The sequence below is a fragment of the Acidovorax sp. JMULE5 genome, from assembly GCF_013376875.1.
GTDB classification, from domain to species: Bacteria; Pseudomonadota; Gammaproteobacteria; order Burkholderiales; family Burkholderiaceae_C; genus Acidovorax; species Acidovorax facilis.
The window spans coordinates 78718-99258 of the sequence record NZ_CP035951.1 but is presented as its reverse complement, the minus strand read 5'-3'; the positions used below and the strand labels follow the sequence as shown (position 1 = coordinate 99258).

Genomic DNA, 20541 nt, shown 5'->3' with positions numbered 1-20541 from the left:
CGGTACATAACGCACCAAGTAGGCAAAAGGATGGCACAAAATCGTCTTTACGTTGTGTCTGGACGTATACGCGCCTGTTTCTATGCGTAAACCATCACGAAACCGGCGCCTAAAATGGCTGTATGAGCACCCCCTCCCCCGCCAATACCGCCGCCACTGCCACTTCTGCGGCCCCTGAAACTGTCAAGCCCAGCAACTTTTTGCGCCAGATCATCGAGCATGACCTGGAAAAAGGCACCTACACAACCCGCCGCTGGGCGGGCACCCCCGGCGACGCCGCCCACCACGCCCAGGGCGAGCCCGACCCCGCCAAGATCCGCACCCGCTTCCCGCCCGAGCCCAACGGCTACCTGCACGTGGGCCATGCCAAGAGCATCTGCATCAACTTTGGCCTGGCGCGCGACTACGGCGGCATCTGCCACCTGCGCTTTGACGACACCAACCCCGAAAAAGAAGACACCGAATACGTCAACAGCATCATCGACGCGGTGAAATGGCTGGGCTTTGACTGGAACGGCGCACCCGACGCCGCTCCCTACCAGGCCAGCGACTACTTCAACTTCATGTACCGCGCGGCCGAATACCTGATCGAAGCCGGCCACGCCTACGTGGACGAACAGACGGTGGAGCAGATCCGCATCAACCGGGGCGACTTCAGCAAGCCCGGCGTGGACAGCCCCTTCCGCAGCCGCACCCCAGCCGAGAACCTGGCCAGGTTCCGCGAGATGCGCGACGGCAAGCATGAAGATGGATCGATGGTGCTGCGCGCCAAGATCGACATGGCCAGCCCCAACATCAACATGCGCGACCCGGCCATCTACCGCATCCGCCGCGCCACCCACCACAACACGGGCGACACCTGGTGCATCTACCCCATGTACACCTACGCGCACCCCATCGAGGACGCGCTGGAGCAGATCACCCACAGCCTGTGCACGCTGGAGTTTGAAGACCAGCGCCCCTTCTACGACTGGCTGCTGGAGCGCCTGACCGAAGGCGGCCTGCTGGCCAGCCCGCCCCCCCGCCAGTACGAATTTGCGCGCCTGAACCTCACCTACGTCATCACCAGCAAGCGCAAGCTCGCCCAGCTGGTGTACGACCATAAAGTGAGCGGCTGGGACGACCCCCGCATGCCCACCATCGTCGGCCTGCGCCGCCGTGGCTACACGCCCGCCTCCATCCAGACCTTTGCCGAACGCATTGGCGTGACCAAATCCGACAGCTGGATCGACTACAGCACCCTGGAAGGCTGCCTGCGCGAAGACCTGGAGCTGAAGGCCCACCGCGGCATGGCCGTGCTCAACCCCGTCAAGCTGGTGCTGACCAACTGGGACGACGTGATGGGCGCAGGCCACCTGGAGCCCTGCACCCTGCCCGCCCTGCCCCACCCACCAGAGGGTGTGGAAAGCCCCGTGCGCCACTTCACTATCGGCAAGGAAGTCTGGATCGAACGCGAAGACTTTGAAGAAGTGCCCCCAAAGGGCTACAAGCGCTTGTTCCCCGGCAACAAAGTGCGCTTGAAGGGCGGCTACGTCATCGAATGCACCGGCGCCAACAAAGACGCCAACGGCAACATCACCGAAGTGCTGGCCACCGTGGTGCCCGACACCAAAAGCGGCACCCCCGGCGCCGACACCGTCAAGGTGAAAGCCGCCATCACCTGGGTGGGCGTAGCCGACGGCGTGAACGCCGAAGTGCGCATGTACGACCGCCTGTTCCTGGACGCCCACCCCGACGCGGGCGGCAAGGACTTTATTGAAAGCCTGAACCCGAACAGCCTGAAGGTGGTGACCGCCATCGTGGAGCCGTCACTGGCCAATGCCAAGCCGGACGACAAGTTCCAGTTTGAGCGGCATGGGTACTTTGTGGCGGACCGCGTGGATCACGCGGCGGGGAAGCCGGTGTTTAACTTGGCGGTGGGGTTGAAAGACAGCTGGGGCAAGTAAACATGCCCGCCCGCGCCACAAAGCCACAACCTAGGCCCAAGCAGCCCACTGTGGTGGTGATTGCCGGGCCCAATGGCGCGGGAAAATCCACTGCGGCACCCTATCTGCTCAAAGACGCCTTGGGCATCTTGGAGTTCGTCAACGCAGACCAGATTGCGGCAGGCCTCTCGGCCTATGCCCCAGAAACGGTAGCGTTTGAGGCGGGGCGCATCATGCTGCAGCGCCTGCGCACGCTGGCTGCAGCCAAAGTCAGCTTTGCCTTTGAATCCACGCTCTCCAGCCGCACCTTCGCGCTGTTTCTGGCCCGCTGCAAAGCGCAGGGCTACCAAGTGCATATCTATTACGTCGCCTTGCCCAGCGCAGAGCTGGCCACCCAACGCGTCGCTCTGCGCGTCAAACTGGGCGGGCACAACATCCCGCCTGCCGACATTGCCCGCCGCTTTCAGCGCAGCCTGCACAACCTGTTTGCCCTGTATTTACCTTTGGCAGACCGCTGGCGCGTGCTGAATAACGCAACCGGCGCGCTAACATCCATCGCACGCGGCACTGCACACCGCACTTATGTAGAGGACCCGGACAAATGGCTGAATCTTCAACAACTCGGGCAGTAGTACGCGCCGCACCCAAGCCCGCGGCATCCATGCAGGACCGGGTGGAAGACGCTCTCAAGCAGGCCTCCAAGCAGGCAAAGAAGAAACTTATCGCCAACGGGCTCAAGCTACCGACGCAAAGCTGGACAAGCTCCACAGTGAAAAATCCCGTGGCATGAGCAACGAAATTATGCTTGGCGATGTTGCTGCAGGATTATGAGGGGGGCAATAGGTGAAATACAAAGGGAGACAAGTCGTGGCAACTATAAAGACGCGCTCAAATGAAGCGCGAAAAGAACTGACAGCATCCATCGATGCAATCGCAAAAAGATCAGGTATTTCTAGGGATAAAGCCATAACTGCTTGGTATGCGGTAACGATATTTGGGATAGACGAGGATGAAGCGATCGATGCAGCATCTGTTGATGGTTCCGAAGACAATGGATGCGACTTCGTTTACATCGATGAGGATGCCGAAACGGTCTACGTATTGCAGGGCTATGTTTCAGATCGGGCTGATCGAAGTGCGAGCAAGAAAAAATGGGATGCAATAACAGCTGCAATTGCAAATCTGAAGGATCCAGAGTCTTTTCGCCATGGCGGCAGACCGGACATTGCAGATAAATTTGATGGAGTCGATGTCGACTCTTTTTCCCTTGTTTTGGGCGTAGTAACACTTGCAGCGAAATCAGACCAAATAGATAGAGCCTGCGACACGGCAAACCGCACAAAAGCATACGGCGAGAACGTTTCATTCTTTTACGAGCACCAAGACGGTCTATATGACAAATACCTGATAGCAAAAACGACAGAGAGAAGTGTTCCACTAGACACGATTGAGTTTGTTGGACAGGTTGCCGAGGTAAAGGGGGAATTCGGCCAAGCCCTTGTTGGGACAGTACCCGCCAGTGAACTAGTTCGTTTGCATGGTGCACATCAGAACACCCTCTTTGAGGGTAATGTGCGTCTCTTTATCGGCGAACGCAAAGGAGGCATCAACGAAAAAATCATTGAAACCGCAAGGGACAGACCTGGAATATTTTGGGCCTTGAATAATGGCATCACTATTGTTGCAGAGCGTTTTGAGGGTTTAACCGAACAAAAATACCAGTTAACTCAATTCTCCATCGTCAACGGCTGTCAAACAACAGTTAGTCTTTCAAAAGTGGGATTGAATTCCAAAGCTCTGGTTTTAGTTAGAATCGTTGGCGCAAAGAAAACACTGGTAACTGATATTGTTCGATACAACAATACACAGAATCCAGTAAAACTATCGGCAGTTCGACTGCTCGACCCGGTGCAGGAAAGTTTGCGATTGAGGTTCTCCGAGATCGACTTTAAATATGCGCCTAAGCAAGAGGGCGCTCGATCACCGAAGACTGCGAATCGCATTGATCTCGACAAAATTACTCAATTCCTGGCATCCGCTTCAGAGGCAACTGTTCTTGATGCGGTAAGCAAGAAGACAGAGCTGTTTGACAAACATTACAAATCATTGTTCCCAAGGGGACTTCGCGCTGAGTTTGTTTTTCTCTATTGGTTGCTTGGTACAGCTGTCGAAAAAGAGCGCACTACTCTTCTGGCAGATCAACAAGATGACGATGACCCTGTAATGCGGGCAATTCTGGGTATACATGGAACCCCTTGGGGCATCTATGTTTGCACCCACCTGCTAAATCGCGTTGGAACCGATTTTACAAAACTCAGCCTTGAGAAAATGAAACGCGAAGAGTTTAATAACGTAGTTATGAAATACGCGAAACTTGCGTTAGAACTCTATACTGATATTGCAGTCAACATATTGTCTGCAGATGATGAGTCAAGTTCCAGCCCCAGAAATCAAGTACGGGTGCGATCGTTTTTAGACAAACTAAAACGCAATTTAAGTCTGCGCGGATCAAAAATTGATGCGCGAAAATTGCCAAAACTCCAAGCTGTCGTAGCGTCTTTAAATGTCGCATCCCGGACGATTGCATAGACTCCAAACGCTATCCACTCTTCATGGCGCGAGCGGTTCTAAAGGAGTTGATAGAGTCCTTGCAATCCACCCAGGGAGTGAAGCCATGTTGATAGCCCTGCACAAGAACGCCCGCACCACGCCCGCCGTGCGTGCCGAGATCGCAGCCAGCGATGAACCAGCCAGCGTCCTGGCCCAGCGCTTTGGGATCACTGAGCAGACGGTCTACAAGTGGAAGAAGCGTTCCGTCTTTGCAGACCGCTCTCACACTGCCCACCACCTGCAGACCGTGCTTACGCCAGCACAAGAAACAGTGGTGGTTCACTTGCGGCGTACCTTGCTGCTGCCTTTGGATGACCTGCTGGCCGTGACACGGGAGTTCATCTGTCCCCATGTCTCGCGCTCCGGGCTGGACAGGTGCTTGCGCCGCCATGGAGCGGGCAACCTCAATGCTCTAAAGCCCCAGCAGCCTGCGCTGGCCTACAAGACCTTCAAGAGCTACGAGCCAGGCTACGTGCACATGGACGTGAAGTACCTGCCCCAGATGCAGGATGAGAGCAGCCGGCGCTACCTGTTCGTGGCTATCGATAGGGCCACGCGTTGGGTGTTTGTGCAGCTCAAGTCCAACAAGACCGCCGCCAGTGCACAGGCCTTCCTCAAGGCGTTGCACAAGGCCTGTCCGATCAGGATCAACAAGCTGTTGACCGACAACGGCAAAGAGTTCACGGACCGTCTGTTTGCCAGCCGGGAACGCGAACCCAGCGGCAACCATGAATTCGATCAACTGTGCCAGGAGTTAGGCATCGAGCACCGACTGACCAAGCCCAGAACACCCAGAACCAACGGCATGGTGGAGCGATTTAACGGCCGCATTGCGGACGTTCTGAAGACCCACCGATTCAACAGCCGCGAAGACATGGAGCAGACCTTGTTGCGCTATGTGGCGTTGTACAACCACCAGCTACCGCAGTCAGCGCTCAAGAGCAGTACGCCGATGCAGGCGATGAAAGAGTGGTACCAGACCCACCCGCACCTGTTTCTCAAGCGACCATATGATCGTCCGGGATGCGACATTTAAAGTAAGCGCAAACGAAACCGAACGAAGCCTTTTGGAAGACTCCTGTTTTGATAGCACATCGCGCTTATCTATCAAGCGCTAGGGGCCTATTTGATCCAAAATCATGCACTACCTCCAAACTTCGAACCGTGTGTGGATCGATGCTGCATTGGGACGATACAGCCGACAGCGATCTAGACCTCTTTGCCGACATATGCGCAGACACCAGCCATGCGACCCTCCATGTCTCGCGATGCGGATCGCACCTGCGGCCCACGACGCATCATCTTTCGCGGCAAAGCTCAGGGCAGCGTGTCGTTAGCCAGTGGGCACCGCACTTTTGAGATACAAATCCCGCCATGCCCCTGAGCCAGCCACCTACCTCCACCCCCACATTCGCCCACGTACCGCCCGGCCCAGTGGCAGGCCCCTTGCAGTTGCTGCCCATCAACGCCGCCGTGGTGTCCGTACACACAGCCACCGGCGCGCATGTGGGCTCGCTCAAGCTGGTCGGTGGAGTCTGGAAGTTCAAGGCCATGGGCTACGACGCTGCTGGTCGCATGGAGCCAGGCCACGGCCCGCTGACGGACCAGCACAACATGCAGTTCGCCACGCCTGACGCGGCTGAGGTGAGCGCGCGGTTGCTCGGTGCGCAGGACGATCAGCGCTAAGCGCTGCCGAAAGAAAGCCACGAACCCTCCCGTTGGAGGCACCACCAGCAACCGGCAGGCAGTAGTCCCCGCTGAATGCCCCCCAGGCGGAGCCAGCCGATGCACCGGTGGCACCTGCGCAATTGCCAACCCCGCTAGAATCCGCGTTCTTCGAAAGAACCGTCATGGCCATGCCATGCCCATGGAAGGCTTTCATACTTTGGACCCAATGGGGGTGAAGATGGACAAGCCTTTCATTTCTCTGTGCCCGGAGATCACTCGGGCCGACGCGCTGACATTGATGGACTGGTTGGAAGACGAGGATGTGACGCGCTTCCTGAGCGACTCGCGCCACGTTTCCCGCTTCATCGAGCAGGTCATCGGGCGGGTGCAACTGCCCGTCTTGACGCATTTGTTCAATCAGGGTGGCCGCTTCTTCATGGCCTATGACCGCCACGACGTTCCTGTGGGGTTTGTGCGCCTCGTCAAGCAGGGGGCGGAGTGCGAGATGGTCCTGGTCATCGGCAACCGCGACAACTGGGGCCGCAAACTGGGCGCCAGCGCCATCCGCGAGGGCTTGAAACTCGCTTTCTTTGACATGCGGGCCGAGAAGCTCATCGCCAAGATCCACCCGGACAACGTGCGCTCGCTCAAAGCGTTTCTGCATGGCGGTTTTGTGCTGGAGAGCGAGTCGCCAGTGATGAAGTCGTTGTCGATGAGTTCGGAACGTTATCTGAGGCTTCTGCGGGAAAGCCCTGCAGCACACACCTCGGACATTTACATCACCGAGATCGACAAAGCCCGGCTCAAAAATCTGGTGGAGGTCGAGCGAGGTCCGACGGTGTTTGAGCTGGAGCATGAGATCGAGCGCGCCATCGTGGTCGATCCGTGGAACGTGGCCGATGATGTGATCACGATGAACTCCAAAGCCCTGCTGCACGTGGACGACGAGGAACGCGAGGTCGCGCTGGTGTACCCCGAAGACGCAGACGAATGCGCCGGAAAGCTTTCGGTGTTCTCCGACATTGGCACCGCGATCCTGGGCTACCGAGCGGGCGATGCCTTCAGCTGGCGGATGCCGAATCGCACCTGCCACATCCGGATCGGCAAGGTGCTGTACCAGCCCGAAGCGGCGGGCCACTACCACCTGTAGGGCGTGCTTCGCGCCGCCATCAGGCTGCCAAAGCAAGCGCCTTGGGTGCGGGGCTATGCCTTCGGCTGGTGGGTAAATACGCTCACTTAATAACTATCAATTTCATAGCTTTCAGCGCTTATCCATCAAGCGCTAGAGGCCAATTTGACCTCAAATCCAGACTCAATCTGGCGAAGAGCTGGACTGGCACACAAACTCCACCGCCGCGCACACCGCCGCCACCTGCGCCGCGATGCACTGCTCGGGTGTGGCGCGCGGGCTGTCGGGGTAGACCTCGGTGGTGGTGGTGTAGCGCGCACCCGTGACGCTCGCGCACAGGCCCCAGGCCTTGAATTCGTAGCGGATCACGCCGGGCTCGGTCACGGGCGAGCCGATGATTTCGTTCTTGTCATCCGCAGGCGCGATGTGCGTGACGCGGCCCACGGCCTCGATGATGGCTTGCTGGAAGGCGGGCTGCGGGTTCTCGGTGTCGTCCACCAGGTAGAAGCCGTCAGGGATGCTGCCGGGCTCGAACACCTTGCCGTCGCGCGCGGCCACGGCGGGGCGGTATTCGGATTCGTCGGTGTCGGTGGTTTCATGCAGATCGATGTGGGCAGTGAACTGGCCATATTGGCCTTGGTGCTGCGCCACCAGCCGCATGAGGGCGAGGGATTCCTGCGCGGAGGAGCCTTCTTTGAACGAGCGGTTGGGGTCGATGGCGTCAAAGTTCCAGCGCTGAAACCGTTCGTAGGCCCAGGGGCTGACGCAGGGCACCACCAGAAGGTTGGCACGGCCTGCAAAGCGTTCGGCCTGGGTATCTACAAAACGCAGTGCGCCGTGCACGCCGCTGGTTTCGTAGCCGTGCACGCCGCCGGTGACGAGCACGCTGGGCAGGCCGGGTTGCCAATCGCGGCTGCGCAGCGCCCGCAGGGGAAAGCGCTCGGCCGGGTGCTGAGCATCCGCATAGACAACATCGCCATACAGCTCCACATCAAACCGGCCCCGCAGTGCCTCGATGGCGGTGAGCACATCGTCGGCGTAGCTGCGCTGGCGCACCTGGCGCGCGCGCCACTGGTCGCGCTCTGCGGCGCCCCAGGGCTGGCCGGGCGTGCCGATGGGATAGGTGTGGATTTCTGACATGGGTGCGTGGGTGCGTAGATATTGGATGGGTTGCCCAGGCAGAACCTGGGGCGGTGCAGGGCATTCATAGAATACCGCGATGCCCTTCCCCCTGATCCGGCCCCTGCGGCAGGCTACCTCGTCCTTGGTTCTGCTGCTCTGCGCCCTGGTCGCCCACGCACAGAATGCCCCTCCACCCGCCGCCCCCCCGGCAACTCGCCCTGCGGGCAGTGACCCGGCAGACGGCACCACACCGCCACCGGGGGCCGCTGCAGCCTCTGCCCCCACCGGGGCGGATGCAGCCCTGCTGTCGCGCGATGCCCGGCGCATTTATGAGCTGTCGCGCGACAAGCTGGTGCAGATCCGCACGCTGCTGCGCAATGCCAACACGCAGGCGTCGATTGGCTCGGGTTTTTTTGTATCGGCCGATGGGCTGATCGTGACGAACTTCCACGTGGCCAGCCAGCTGGCGCTGGAGCCCGAGCGCTACCGGGGTGTGTACGTGACGATGGAAGGCCAGGAGGGTGAGGTGGAGCTGCTGGCGTTTGATTTGCAGCGCGACCTGGCCGTGCTGCGCGCCAAGGGCCGCACGGCCGCTGCGCCGGTGCTGGGCTTTCGGCCCGCCGACGAGGCGCTGGCACAGGGCGAGCGCATCTACTCGCTGGGCAACCCGCTCGATATCGGCTTTGCCGTGACCGAGGGCACCTACAACGGGCTGGTCAAGCGCAGCTTTTACCCACGCATCTTTTTTGGCGGCACGCTCAACCCCGGCATGAGCGGCGGCCCGGCGGTGGACGACGCGGGCCGGGCGCTGGGCGTGAACGTGGCCAAGCGGCTCGACGGCGAGCAAGTGAGCTTTCTGATCCCGGCCGAGTTTGCGCAGGCGCTGGTGCAGCGTGCGGCCAACGCCCAGCCCATCACCCAGGCCGCGCATGCCGAGATGACGCGGCAACTGATGGAGCACCAGCAGCTTCTGACAGACCGGTTCCTGAAAGCGCCATTTCGCGAGCAGCGCCACGGCAACTACCGCGTGCCGGTGCCAGACGACGCGCTGGCGCGGTGCTGGGGATCGGGGCGCGACCCGGCGTTTCCGGGCCTGAACCTGGAGCGCACGCAATGCCGGGCCGACAGCGATGTGGTGGCGGGTGAATTCAACACCGGCGCAGTGCGCCTGAGTTACGAGGCCTACAACGCCCCCACCCTGGGCGCTGCACGGTTCGCCCGGATGTTTTCCCAGAGTTTTGCCAACGAACAGCTGCAACGGCGCGGCAACCGCCACCAAACGGCCGCAGAGTGCAGCGAGCGCTTTGTGGACCCCGGCAGCCTGCCGCTGCGCGCGGTGGTCTGCCTGTCGGCCTATCGCAAGCTGCCCGGTCTGTACAACATGACTGTCCTGGCCGCGTCCATCAACCAGCCTACGCAAGGCGTGCTGGGCCGCCTGGACGTGCAGGGCATTGCTTTTGACAACGGCATGAAGCTGGCCAGCCACTACCTCAAGGCCTTCCGCTGGGAGGCCGCACCATGAGCACGATGCCGACGACCCTGGGTCTTATCGAAGCCTTTGACCGCCACGGCGCGTTGCTGGCGCGCGCGCCCATCACGCGCTGGCCCGTCACAGTAGGCCGGGCACTGGACTGCGACCTGGTGCTGGACGACCCCTTTGTGGCGCCCCGGCACCTGCGCATCGACCGCGCGGTGAACGAGCCACGCACCGTGCAGGTGGAGGTGCTGGAGACGCGCAATGGCGCGCGCCTGCAGCGCAAGCAGCACGGCCAGGGCGAGCGCTTTGACTGGCCCGCTGGCGCGCCCATCGACTTGGGCCACACCCACATCACGCTGCGCCTGGCTGATGCGCCGATTGCTGACGAGCAGCCGCTGCCGGAGTTTCCGTGGCGCACGGTGGGCACCACGGCGGCGCTGGTCGCGCTGGTGCTGCTGGCGGGGCTCGGGGAGTCGTGGCTGGATGCACGTGACACTTCGCAATACCTGAAGGCTGTGCCGGGCGTGTTGCTCACGCTGCTGGTGGTGCTGGGCGCCTGGTCGGGTGTGTGGGCGGCGGCCAACAAGGTGTTTGCGGGCCACCTGCAGTTCTGGCGCCACGTGCGCATTGCCTGCGCTGCGGCCCTGGGGGTGGATGTGGTGCATCTGGTGGCCCACCTGACTGCATTCGTTTTCTCGCTGGAGGTTTTTTCGCAGTTCGCCAGTGTGTTGATCGTGCTGGTGCTGGCTGGTGCGCTGAATGCCCACCTGGCGACCGTGCTGCCGCGCCGCCGCGTGGGCCTGGCGTGGATGGTGGCTGCGGTGGTGGCCCTGGGCGTGCCGTCGTGGCTGGGTGCGCAGTGGCTCAACAACATGCGCTTGTCGCAAACGCTCTACATGAGCAGCCTGTTCCCGCCCAGCCTGCGCGTGGCCCCGGCCGTGCCAGTAGAGCAGTTTCTGCAAGAAACCGAGTCGCTGCGCAGCAAGCTGGACCGCCGCCTGAGCGATGACGGCCAGGCGGACGATGACGAGTAAAAAGTAGCACCGCGCAGAGCGCTTCACCGCAGCCCTACTACCCGCATCTATCCCATCCACCCATGCGCCGCCGCAAGCTCCACCACCACGTCTACGTGGTCGAACTCTCCAAGGACGTGCTGCTGGAGCCGCGCTTTCGCCGGTGCAACCCGGGCTACATCGAGGGCAAGCCCTGCGTGTATGTGGGCATGACCGGGCTGGACCCGGATGTGCGCTTTGACAAGCACAAGGCGGGCATCCAGGCCAACCGGTTTGTGACGCAATACGGCCTGCGCCTGCTGCCCGATCTGTACGAAGGCTTCAACCCCATGAGCTACGAGGATGCAGTGGACCGTGAAATCGAGATTGGCATCGACCTGCGGTCGGCGGGGTTTGGGGTGTGGCAGGCGTGATGCGTGCGTGCTAGAGAGTCTGGGTTCATTCCGACCCGAAGAAACCCAAAAAGGGAATGATCCACCCCACTATGGGGATGGCAGCGCACTCCACCAAACCCTCATGCCGGGCAAGCTGGTGGCTCCATCGAACACTTCCCTTGAGAAGCTGCATCGCGGCCGCAGCGGCTTGATGCAGTCAATCGCCAAAATACTCATCTATTCATAGCTACTAGCGCTTACCCATAAAGCGCTAGAGACCAATTTCATTCATATTTTTCATTGACAACCATGAACTTCGCAGACCGCCTCAAGCAACTCCCCTCCGCCAGCCACCTCGCCGCCCTGCACCTGCTGGGCGCAGATGGGCAAGTGCTGGCCACCATCGAGAACAAGCCCGGACAGACAGGGTCGCTGGTGGTGTATGCCGCGTTGGCGGCTTTATACGGCGGCCGCATCACGCCTGCGGCCGCCACCCTGGGGTTGGAGTGGTATGCCGAGCATGTAGCCGATGCGCGCACCTTCCCCGGCAAGCACCCCAACATTGACCGGCTGCTGGCCTGGGCGCAGGGCAGCGAGAGCTTTGGGGTGCGGACGGTTTTGGCCTGAAAGGCTGAGGCTTTGCCCAAAAGTTGGCCGTTACAACAGCGGCGTGTCGAAAACGCGCAGGTCCGTTCGTCGTAGGGGGTGAACACGTTGAATAACCGATATGGTTTGGCGGTTCACGCTTTCATCCACCACAGAACTGCATCCCAAGGAGACCCGAGCATGACGACCAACACCAACACCGGTACCGTCACCCTGCACCGCGTGCTGCGCGCCCCGGCAGAGCGCATCTACCGCGCCTTTCTGGACCCAGACGCCATGTGCAAATGGCTGCCGCCCCACGGGTTTACCGGCCGGGTGCTGAGCATGGACGCACGCGTGGGCGGCAGCTACCGCATGCAGTTCACCAACTTCAGCAGTGGCGGCACGCATGCATTTGGCGGCGAGTATGTGGAGCTGGTGACGGGCGAGCGCATCGTGCACACCGACCGGTTTGACGACCCCAACCTGCCGGGCGAGATGCGCACCACGATCCAGCTGACAAAGGTGATCGCGGGGACCGAGGTGTCCATCGTGCAGGCGGGCATCCCGGCGGTGATCCCCACCGAGATGTGCTACGTGGGCTGGCAGGAGTCGCTGCAGCTGCTGGCGCTGCTGGTGGAGCCAGAGATTCCGGGCGAATAACTCAGACGCCCATAGCCTCAGGCCCTGATCACTTCAACCACTTGTCAGCGGCCTGCTTGATGGTGCCCCGGCTGTCCACCAGGCCCCACACAAAGCCCATCACACGCACATAGTCAGCGTCGTCGGTGGGCAACATGAAGCCCAGGTAGTTCTTGGGCGTGAGCGGCGCATCCACAAACGCGGCAGCCAGGCGCGGGTCGGCCTTGGCGTAGTGCAGGGCTTCATACGTCTCGGTGATCATCACGTCGCCCTTGCCCTCGGCGATCAGCGCGGGGATCTCGGCGTTCTTGTCGTGCGTGCTGACCTGGGCGGCCTTGAGGTTGGCCAGCACATAGGTTTCGTTGGTGCCACCGGGGTTCTTGATGACGCGCACGGCGGGCTGGTTCATGGCGTCCACGCTGGTGTATTTGGCCTTGTCGGCCGCGCGCACCAGGGCCACTTTGCCAAAGGGAGCGTAGCCGGGCAGCATGTCAAAGATGCGCATGCGGTTGACGTTGCGGGTGATGCCGCCCACCGCCACATCAAACTTGTCGCCCTGCAGGTCCTTCACCAGGTTGGGCCAGGTGGTGGGCACGTATTCGATCTTCACGCCCAGCTCCTTGGCCATGGTTTCGATCACGTCGATGTCGTGGCCGCTGTAGCCCGCGTCGGTCTTGATGGCAAACGGGCGGTAGTCGCCGGGCGTGCCCACGCGGATGACCTTGGCCTCCATGATCTTGTCGAGCCGGGGACCGGCTTGTGCGGCCTGGCTGAAGGCGAGGGTGGCGGCCACGGCAGCTGCGGCCACGGCGAAGATTTTTTGGGTGATCATTTCGAGGTTCTCCGGTGGGTGAGGGACAGTTTGGTGAAGGGGGTGCCTGGCACGGGAATCGCCACCAACAATACAGCAGGCCTGCGTGCATCCCGCAGCGTTATGCACGGGGTGGTCGTTGGTGGTTTCTGCGCGAGCATTTGCGGGGGGTCATGAGCACCTGCGGGCTTCGACACCAGCAGGCTCCAAGCAACGCAAGTGGCGTGCCATGCAGCCCGCCCCGTACCGGTGCCAGGCTGCGCAGGTACAAGGCCTCTTCAAATGCTCTATTTTTTATAGCACATTGCGCTGGTGCAATAAGCGCTACACGCCCATTCTTCTCAAAGTGGGTTACCCTGCCCGGTTAGCAACAAGGAATCGCCATGAAAAAACTCAACGTCACCATCCAACTCGAAATGACCGTGCCCGACGACTGGGAGCTGGTCGACACCTCTGAGGGCACGCCTGTCATCAAGCTGCCCGACGGCAAGTTCATGGACATTGCCATCGAACCCCTGTTTGCGGCAGACCCCGAAGACTTGTGGGCCAGCACCGAAGATGAAGATGTGCTGGACGACATCCTCGACATGGTGGACAGCGAGGCAGTGACGTACGAGTTTGTGACGCACTGATGGGCAAGGGGGAGATGCCTGCTTGGGTTGAAGAATCCAGGCTGCGTCTTCGCCCCCCGCTTCAGACGCAGAAAACTACACTATTGATAGCGTCTGGCGCTTTACCCCAAAGCGCTAGCACCTGATTTCATTCAAACCCGATCACAAGATCACAACTGCGACCGCAGCAAGGCCGTCAGTTTCTCGTGCGCCTTCTCGCGCAGCGGCCGGTCCAACCAGGCCTGATACGTCACGCGGCGTGACCGCTGGATATCGTCTTCAAACACCTGGGTCTGGCGCTGTGCAAACGCCGCGTCGTACACGTTCAGGTTGGCCTCGTCGTTCAGGCGGAACGAGCGGTTGTCAAAATTGGTGGAGCCCACGGACACCAGCAGCTGGTCCACGATCATGACCTTGCAGTGGTACATGGTGGGCGTGTATTCATAAATCTCGGCGCCCGCCTGCAGCAGCGGGCCCCAGGTGGCGCGGGATGCAGCCTTCACCGTTTCGGTGTCGGTGTGTTCGCCGGGGGTCACCAGGCGCAGGCGCACGCCGCGCGCCAAGGCGTCCATCAGCAACTTGTGGGTCAGCTCATCGGGCACGAAGTACGCCACCGATAGGTCGATGCTGCGCTCGGCCGCGGTGATGGCCAGGTGGTACATGAGCTGCATGCTCTCGCTGCCACTCGATGGCGAGCTGGAGAACATCTGCGCCTTTTGCGTGCCCACGGGAGGGTCTTGTGCGATGGCCGGAAAGTACGCCTCGCCATGCAGCACCTTGCCGGTGACCTTGAGCCAGTTGTCCAGAAACGTGGCCTGCATCTGCGCCACCACGGGGCCACGCACCAGGTAGTGCGAGTCGCGCCAGTGGTCTGGGTCTTGCGCGTGGCCCGTCCACTCAGGCGCAATGCCCACGCCACCGGTAAAGCCCACCTGTCCGTCCACCACCAAAAGCTTGCGGTGGGTGCGGTTGTTCAGGCGGGCCAGGTTGTACCAGTGGGGTTTGTGGAATTTTTCGATCTGCACCCCGGCCGCCTTCATCTCGGCCAGGTAGCTCTCTTCCATCTTGGCGCTGCCTACCCAGTCGAGCAGCACATGCACGGGCACACCGGCGCGGGCGCGCTCGCTCAGGGCGTCGGCAAACTGCTTGCCGATGTCGCCCGACCAGTAGATGTAGGTTTCGAAGGTAACGCTTTTCTGCGCGGATTTGATCGCGGCCAGCATGGGCGGAAAGATCTGGTCGCCGTTGAGCAGCTCGGTCACCGCATTGCCTCCCACAATGCCCGGGCCCAGCAGGCTGCCCAGCGCACGCTCAAACTGCGGGTGGGCGGTGTTGTACAGGCGTGGCAGTTGTTGCTGCACCTTTTTCTCGCCCGCCGTGAAGTTGAGCGCCAACAAGACAAGGGCCCCCGTGGCCAGGGCCGTGAGCAAGACAGTGAGCATGGTGAAGCGGCGGCGGTGGGCGGCAGGTGGCATGGCGCGATGGTAGGTGGCGGCCTGGGGGTGGCGATGTAGGCGGACGCCGCCAACGCTGGGCGGCACAATTGCGGGGTGCTCGCCGTGCACGCGCGGCTGCAGCACGCTTGCCATCCCCCCAATTGCGCTTCTTTCTTACCGTTGCCCTGCCGTGTCTGAACCTGCCCGCCCTGCCCTCATCCGCCCAGCAACCCCCATCAACCGCCGCAGCGCCTTGATCGGCACGGCGGGCCTTCTCGCCCAGCCCGCCCTGGTGGGGCTGCTGCACGCCAAGCCCTTGCCACCCGCGCCCACGGTGTGGCCCCAGGCGCTGCAGGTGCCCGGGGGTGTGGCGCGGCTGTCGCTGGGCCCGGCGGCCACACGGCCGGTGGCGCAGGTGCGCCAGGGCGATGTGGATGTGCCGCTGCGGGTGGTGGGCGATGCCATTGAGTGGACAGCCATCGTGGGCATACCGCTGGCCGCAGCACCCGGCGATGCGTTTATCACGGTGCTGGCCGAAGGCGGCGGCAGCCCGCGCCTGGTGCACTACGCCGTAGCCCCCAAGCAATACAAGGAGCAGCACCTCAAGGTATCGCCGCGCACGGTAGACCTTTCACCCGAGGACCAGGCCCGCTACGAGAGCGAGCGCAACCACCAGGCGCAAGTGATGGCGACCTTCACCGAGCAGCCCGCAGGTGTGGCCCTGCCATCGCTGCGCATGCGGGTGCCGGTGCCTGGGCGGCGGTCCAGCTCGTTCGGGCTGCGGCGCGTGTTCAACGGCCAGCCGCGCAATCCGCACAGCGGCATGGACATTGCCGCCGCCACGGGCACGCCCATCGTGGCACCGTTGCCAGGCCGGGTGATTGACGTGGGCGACTACTTCTTCAATGGCGGCACTGTGTGGCTGGACCACGGCCAGGGCCTGCTGACGATGTACTGCCACCTGAGCAGCATGGACGTGCGCGTGGGCGATGTGCTGCAGGCGGGCAACGCGTTCTGCAAGGTGGGCGCCACCGGCCGCGTGACCGGGCCGCACCTGCACTGGGGCGTGATGCTGAACAGAACCATGGTGGACCCTGCGCTGTTTTTGGCTGTGTAGTTTCGGTATCCACCGTCGCTGCGGGCCAACAGCGCTTGAAGGGGGCGCGCCCCTACCAGCGCCACCGCGGAACCGGCTTCGCCGGGCCGCTGGAGGCGTCCCCCTACGGGGGAAGACGCGAAGCGGTTCAGGGGGTCACTTCAAATAATTCATGAAGCCCGTGATGATCACGGCGTTGAAAAAGTCGATGAAGAGCGAGCCCACGAGCGGGATCACAAAAAATGCCTTCACCGATGGGCCATTGACGGCGGTGAACGCCTGCATGTTGGCCATGGCGTTGGGCGTGGCGCCCATGCCAAAGCCGCAGTGGCCGGCGGCGATGACGGCGGCGTCATAGTCACGCCCCATCACACGGAAGGTGACAAAGTAGCCATACGCAAACATCAGCATGGTCTGGGCAAGCAGGATGACCAGCAGCGGCCCGGCCACCTCGGCCAGCTCCCACAGCTTCATCGACATCAACGCCATGGCCAAGAAGAACGCCAGCGACACGTTGCCCACTACCTCGAACTGGCGCAGGGGCAGCGCACTGTCGCGCCAGTCGATGATGTTGCGCACCACCGCCGCCACCAGCATCGGGCCAAGGTACGAAGGCAGCGTAATGCCCAGGCCCTTGAGCCAGTTGACCAGCAACGTGCCTGCCCCGATGGACACGGCAATCAGGATGCTGGCGTACATCACAGTGTCGCTGTTGCCCATGGGGGCCGGGGCTGCAAGGCGGGCGGTGGAGGCATTGGCGGCGTCGACGGCGCCAGCCGCCGTGGCGGTGGCAGCGGCTGGCGTGCCCGCAGCCAACCCCGAGGTGTGCAGGCCATTGCGCCGCATCAGCAGGGTGCCCAGCGGGCCGCCAATCACACAACCTGCCACCAGGCCATAGGTGGCCGCCGCAATGGCGGCGGGCAACGCACCTGCGGCGCCCGCCTGCTCCAGCAGTGGGCCAAACGCGGCCGAGGTGCCGTGCCCACCCGTGAGCGATATGGACCCCGCCGCCACGCCGATGAGCGGATGCACGCCCAGCGCAGCAGCCAGCCCGGCGCCCAGCAGGTTCTGCAGCACCACCAGGCCCACGGCGGCGGCCAGAAACAGCGCTACGCCGACACCGCCTTTCTTGAGCAGCTCGAAGCTGGCCGAAAAGCCGATGGTGGTGAAAAACACCAGCAGCAAAAAGGCGCGCATGTTGTCGTAGAACTGAAAGGTGAACAGGCCCGTCTGGTAGCCCACCAGCGCAATCAGCGAAAACACCAGTCCGCCGATGATGGGCCCGGGAATGAAGTAACGCGAGAGCAAGCCGACGCGGTTTTTGATGAAATCGCCCACCACCAGCAGCACGGCGGCGATGCCGATGGTCTGGGCAATGTCGAGTTCAATGGTGGTCATGGCGGTGTCTCCTTGAGGCCTGGATGAGAGGGTCAGGCAACACTTGCCCAGATGAATCAGCTATGGATTAAATAGCTGCCAGCGCAAGCTAGCTTTGCGCTGGAGGCCTATTTTACCTGTCAAGCTCCGCCCCCTCGGCCAGGCCGGAGGATGAAGCGGGTGTCAGACGCCACCCTGTTCACTCAGCGCGGCACTGGTTCTTTCCTCCCTCGCTGCGGCTATGCTCGGCAGCCCTGCGCCCCCCGATCCACCCTCACCGCTCCCACCGCGTCGTCGATGACAACCCGCCTGATCCGTTTCAACAAACCCTACGGCGTGCTCAGCCAGTTCACGGCCGAGGGCAAATGGCAGGGCCTGAAGGACTACATCGACCTGCCCGGCGTATACGTGGCCGGGCGACTGGATGCCGACAGCGAGGGCCTGCTGCTGCTGACCAACGACGGCAAGCAACAGGCCCGCATTGCCGACCCACGCTTCAAGATGGAGAAGACCTACTGGGTGCAGGTGGAGGGCGTCCCCGATGAGGCCGCGCTGGCCGCGCTGCGCAGCGGCGTGGTGCTGAACGACGGCCCCACCCTGCCCGCCCGCGCACGGCTGCTGGAGCCCGCGCCTGCGGTGTGGGACCGCAACCCGCCTATCCGCGAACGCAAGGCCATACCCACTGCCTGGATCGAGCTGGTCATCCGCGAAGGCCGCAACCGCCAGGTGCGCCGCATGACGGCCGCCGTGGGCCACCCCACGCTGCGGCTCATCCGTGCGGCCATCGGGCCGTACACGCTGGACGGGCTGGCGCCGGGCACCTGGGCGGATTGAACCGGTAGGCGTGCGGGGCCTACGCGGCCACCGCCTGCATGCGCCGCGACAACGCGGACCCACGCGCGAGCAAAAAGGCCCGCAAGCCCTCGGCATAGTCGGCCCCCACGGCCTGCTGCACCGAAGGGCGCGCAGCCAGCGCAGCACGCCACTGTTGCACCAGCGGCAAGCCGTGCCAGAGCCCCAGGTCATCCACGCCCGGCAAGGTGTCGATGACGTCGAAGTACCGGAACACGGGGCCGAACACCGCATCCACCATGCCAAAGTCCGGCCCGGCAAAGTACGGCCCCGGCGCGCTGCGCTGGCCCAGGGCCTCTTCGATCTGCACAAAGCGGCTGCGCAGGTCCTGCGCGCGGGCCTGCAGCGTGGCCTCATCCGGCGCGGCGTAGAAGCCGCCGATGGTGTTCAGCACCGCAGAGCCAAACTCCATCCACGCCCGGTGGCGTGCGCGCTGCAGCGGATCTGGCGGGTGCAGCACGGGCATGGCCACCTCGTCCAGGTATTCGCAGATCACGGCCGACTCGAACAGGCTCTGGCCGCGCACCTGCAGGACCGGGGTCTTGCCCAGCGGCGAGAGGGCCAGGAACCAGTCGGGCTTGCGGACCAGGTCGATGGTGCGGCGCTCGAACGCCAGGCCCTTTTCGTGCAGCACGATGGCCACGCGCTGCACATAGGGGCACAGCGCATGCGAGACCAGGGTGAGTGCGGGTGCGGCTGTTCGCGAGCTCATGCGGCCCATCCTTGAGCGTGTGGGGCACAGAGGGTGTTCAAAAGGCAGGCAATGCAGGTGCAGGTGCGTTTCATGGGGCGGGCTTTCTATGGCAAGAGGAGTGGGCATCGCCCGTTGGTGTTTCTACCGACGTATGGCGACCAGCAGAATTTATGATTGCATCTACGCAAACAAAATAAGCACACATGAAAACATTAATTGCATCCACGCAATACCAATTGGGCGCCGCAGAGCTGGAAGTACTGCTGGCCATGGTGCGCACCGGCACCTTGGCAGCAGCCGGTGAACGGCTTGGCGTGGATGCATCCACGGTGTTCCGCGCCATCCAGCGCATCGAACGGGGGCTGGGCCAGTCGCTGTTCGAGCGCTCGCGCGCCGGCTACCGCCCCTCCGAACTGGCCCAGGCATTGGCCGAACAGGCCGAGCGTGTGGAAGCCGCCCTGGAGGCCGCCCGCACGGCCACGCAGGCGCAGCCCGAACAGGTGTCGGGCACGGTGCGCATCTCCACCACCGACACCCTTCTGCACGGCCTTATCGCCCCCGCCTTGCAGGTGCTGCAGCCCCGGCACCCGGCACTGGTGTACGAACTGCATGCGGGCAATGAACTGGTGAGCCTGACGCGGCGAGATACCGACATCGCCGTGCGCGCCACCAAGCGTCCGGCACAACACCTGGTGGGTCGGCAGCTGGGCATGATCCGCTCCGCGCTGTACGCAGGCACCGCCAGCCCGCTGGTCCTGTCCGACGTAGAGGCGGGCCGCGCAGCCTGGATTGCGCCCGACGACGCGCTGCCCGACCACCCCTCGGTGCGCTGGCGCAAAAAGCAATACCCCAAGGCGCAGCCCACCTACCGCGTCAACAGCCTGCTCACCGTGATGGAGCTGGTGGCCCTGGGCATGGGCGTGGGGGTGCTGCCCCTCTTTCTGGCCCAGGGCCGCAGCGACCTGCGCCCCCTCACCGGGTCGCTGGCCGACTGTGAAACCGAGCTGTGGCTGCTGACGCACCCCGAGTCGCGGCACCTGCGGCGCATTGCCACGGTGTACGGGCATCTGGCGGAGACGGTGCAGCTGCCTTGATGCACGCCGGCCTTCCGGCCAATAA

General features: G+C 62.5%; 20 protein-coding genes. 15 read left to right on the top strand and 5 right to left on the bottom strand.

From position 1 onward, the window contains the following. The first annotated feature begins 122 nt into the window (after positions 1–122). From EXV95_RS00500 to EXV95_RS00475, 6 genes are all read left to right on the top strand, one after another. Positions 123–1946, top strand: a complete 1824-nt coding sequence (locus EXV95_RS00500) for a glutamine--tRNA ligase/YqeY domain fusion protein (protein WP_176885398.1) — start codon at positions 123–125, stop codon at positions 1944–1946. A 2-nt stretch (positions 1947–1948) separates the two neighbouring features. Continuing rightward, positions 1949–2557 carry a zeta toxin family protein gene (locus tag EXV95_RS00495; protein ID WP_176885397.1) on the top strand — a complete coding sequence of 203 codons (609 nt, stop codon included), beginning with the start codon at positions 1949–1951 and terminating at the stop codon, positions 2555–2557. A gap of 235 nt (positions 2558–2792) precedes the next feature. Beyond that, complete coding sequence (locus EXV95_RS24785; RefSeq protein ID WP_218135472.1) at positions 2793–4514, top strand: AIPR family protein; 1722 nt, start codon at positions 2793–2795, stop codon at positions 4512–4514. A gap of 85 nt (positions 4515–4599) precedes the next feature. Beyond that, positions 4600–5571, top strand: coding sequence for an IS481 family transposase (locus EXV95_RS00485; RefSeq protein WP_176885396.1), 972 nt, complete (start codon positions 4600–4602; stop codon positions 5569–5571). 338 nt (positions 5572–5909) lie between these two features. After that, complete coding sequence (locus tag EXV95_RS00480) at positions 5910–6221, top strand: hypothetical protein (protein WP_176885395.1); 312 nt, start codon at positions 5910–5912, stop codon at positions 6219–6221. Positions 6222–6441: 220 nt separating this feature from the next. Beyond that, on the top strand, positions 6442–7353 hold the full coding sequence (locus EXV95_RS00475; protein WP_176885394.1) for a bifunctional GNAT family N-acetyltransferase/nucleoside diphosphate kinase regulator: 912 nt from the start codon (positions 6442–6444) through the stop codon (positions 7351–7353). Positions 7354–7515: 162 nt separating this feature from the next. Here the strand turns inward: EXV95_RS00475 and EXV95_RS00470 are convergent, their stop codons facing one another. Further along, positions 7516–8472 carry a M14 family metallocarboxypeptidase gene (locus EXV95_RS00470; RefSeq protein ID WP_176885393.1) on the bottom strand — a complete coding sequence of 319 codons (957 nt, stop codon included), beginning with the start codon at positions 8470–8472 and terminating at the stop codon, positions 7516–7518. Positions 8473–8551: 79 nt separating this feature from the next. On the opposite strand from EXV95_RS00470, the gene EXV95_RS00465 reads away from it, so the two are divergent. The 5 genes from EXV95_RS00465 to EXV95_RS00445 all read left to right on the top strand — a co-directional run bounded on the left by EXV95_RS00465 (position 8552) and on the right by EXV95_RS00445 (position 12566). Beyond that, positions 8552–9976: a serine protease gene (locus EXV95_RS00465; protein WP_176885392.1), complete on the top strand. Its 1425-nt coding sequence runs from the start codon at positions 8552–8554 to the stop codon at positions 9974–9976. Continuing rightward, a complete protein-coding gene (locus EXV95_RS00460; RefSeq protein ID WP_255484865.1) occupies positions 9973–10965 on the top strand; it encodes an FHA domain-containing protein in 993 nt (330 codons plus the stop codon). Before EXV95_RS00465 ends, EXV95_RS00460 begins: the two co-directional genes overlap by 4 nt. A 62-nt stretch (positions 10966–11027) precedes the next feature. Next, positions 11028–11357, top strand: a complete 330-nt coding sequence (locus EXV95_RS00455) for a hypothetical protein (RefSeq protein ID WP_010460358.1) — start codon at positions 11028–11030, stop codon at positions 11355–11357. A 270-nt stretch (positions 11358–11627) separates the two neighbouring features. After that, positions 11628–11945 (top strand): DUF2322 family protein, encoded by a 318-nt coding sequence (locus EXV95_RS00450; RefSeq protein WP_176885391.1) that lies wholly within the window; start codon positions 11628–11630, stop codon positions 11943–11945. A 159-nt stretch (positions 11946–12104) separates the two neighbouring features. Next, positions 12105–12566, top strand: coding sequence for an SRPBCC family protein (locus EXV95_RS00445; RefSeq protein ID WP_176885390.1), 462 nt, complete (start codon positions 12105–12107; stop codon positions 12564–12566). A 28-nt stretch (positions 12567–12594) separates the two neighbouring features. On the opposite strand, the gene EXV95_RS00440 is transcribed toward EXV95_RS00445, so the two are convergent. Then, positions 12595–13377 carry a transporter substrate-binding domain-containing protein gene (locus EXV95_RS00440; RefSeq protein WP_176885389.1) on the bottom strand — a complete coding sequence of 261 codons (783 nt, stop codon included), beginning with the start codon at positions 13375–13377 and terminating at the stop codon, positions 12595–12597. Between the two features lie 362 nt (positions 13378–13739). On the opposite strand from EXV95_RS00440, the gene EXV95_RS00435 reads away from it, so the two are divergent. Next, entirely contained in the window at positions 13740–13988 is a 249-nt protein-coding gene (locus tag EXV95_RS00435) for a hypothetical protein (protein ID WP_121419513.1), read from the top strand. Between the two features lie 149 nt (positions 13989–14137). On the opposite strand, the gene EXV95_RS00430 is transcribed toward EXV95_RS00435, so the two are convergent. Further along, positions 14138–15409 carry a phosphatidylserine/phosphatidylglycerophosphate/cardiolipin synthase family protein gene (locus EXV95_RS00430; RefSeq protein WP_176888892.1) on the bottom strand — a complete coding sequence of 424 codons (1272 nt, stop codon included), beginning with the start codon at positions 15407–15409 and terminating at the stop codon, positions 14138–14140. A 184-nt stretch (positions 15410–15593) separates the two neighbouring features. On the opposite strand from EXV95_RS00430, the gene EXV95_RS00425 reads away from it, so the two are divergent. Next, positions 15594–16520 carry a M23 family metallopeptidase gene (locus tag EXV95_RS00425; RefSeq protein WP_176885388.1) on the top strand — a complete coding sequence of 309 codons (927 nt, stop codon included), beginning with the start codon at positions 15594–15596 and terminating at the stop codon, positions 16518–16520. Positions 16521–16655: 135 nt separating this feature from the next. Here EXV95_RS00425 and gltS read toward each other — a convergent pair whose 3' ends face one another. Then, the gene (gene gltS / locus EXV95_RS00420) at positions 16656–17897 is read right to left on the bottom strand and encodes a sodium/glutamate symporter (protein WP_176885387.1); all 1242 of its coding nucleotides are present in this window, start codon (positions 17895–17897) and stop codon (positions 16656–16658) included. Positions 17898–18173: 276 nt separating this feature from the next. Here gltS and EXV95_RS00415 point away from each other — a divergent pair, with 276 nt between their 5' ends. Continuing rightward, on the top strand, positions 18174–18710 hold the full coding sequence (locus tag EXV95_RS00415; protein ID WP_176885386.1) for a pseudouridine synthase: 537 nt from the start codon (positions 18174–18176) through the stop codon (positions 18708–18710). A 19-nt stretch (positions 18711–18729) separates the two neighbouring features. Here EXV95_RS00415 and EXV95_RS00410 read toward each other — a convergent pair whose 3' ends face one another. Next, positions 18730–19440: a glutathione S-transferase family protein gene (locus EXV95_RS00410; protein ID WP_176885385.1), complete on the bottom strand. Its 711-nt coding sequence runs from the start codon at positions 19438–19440 to the stop codon at positions 18730–18732. Between the two features lie 185 nt (positions 19441–19625). Between EXV95_RS00410 and EXV95_RS00405 the strand changes: the two genes are divergently transcribed. Beyond that, positions 19626–20516, top strand: a complete 891-nt coding sequence (locus EXV95_RS00405; RefSeq protein ID WP_176885384.1) for a LysR family transcriptional regulator — start codon at positions 19626–19628, stop codon at positions 20514–20516. Positions 20517–20541: the final 25 nt, after the last annotated feature.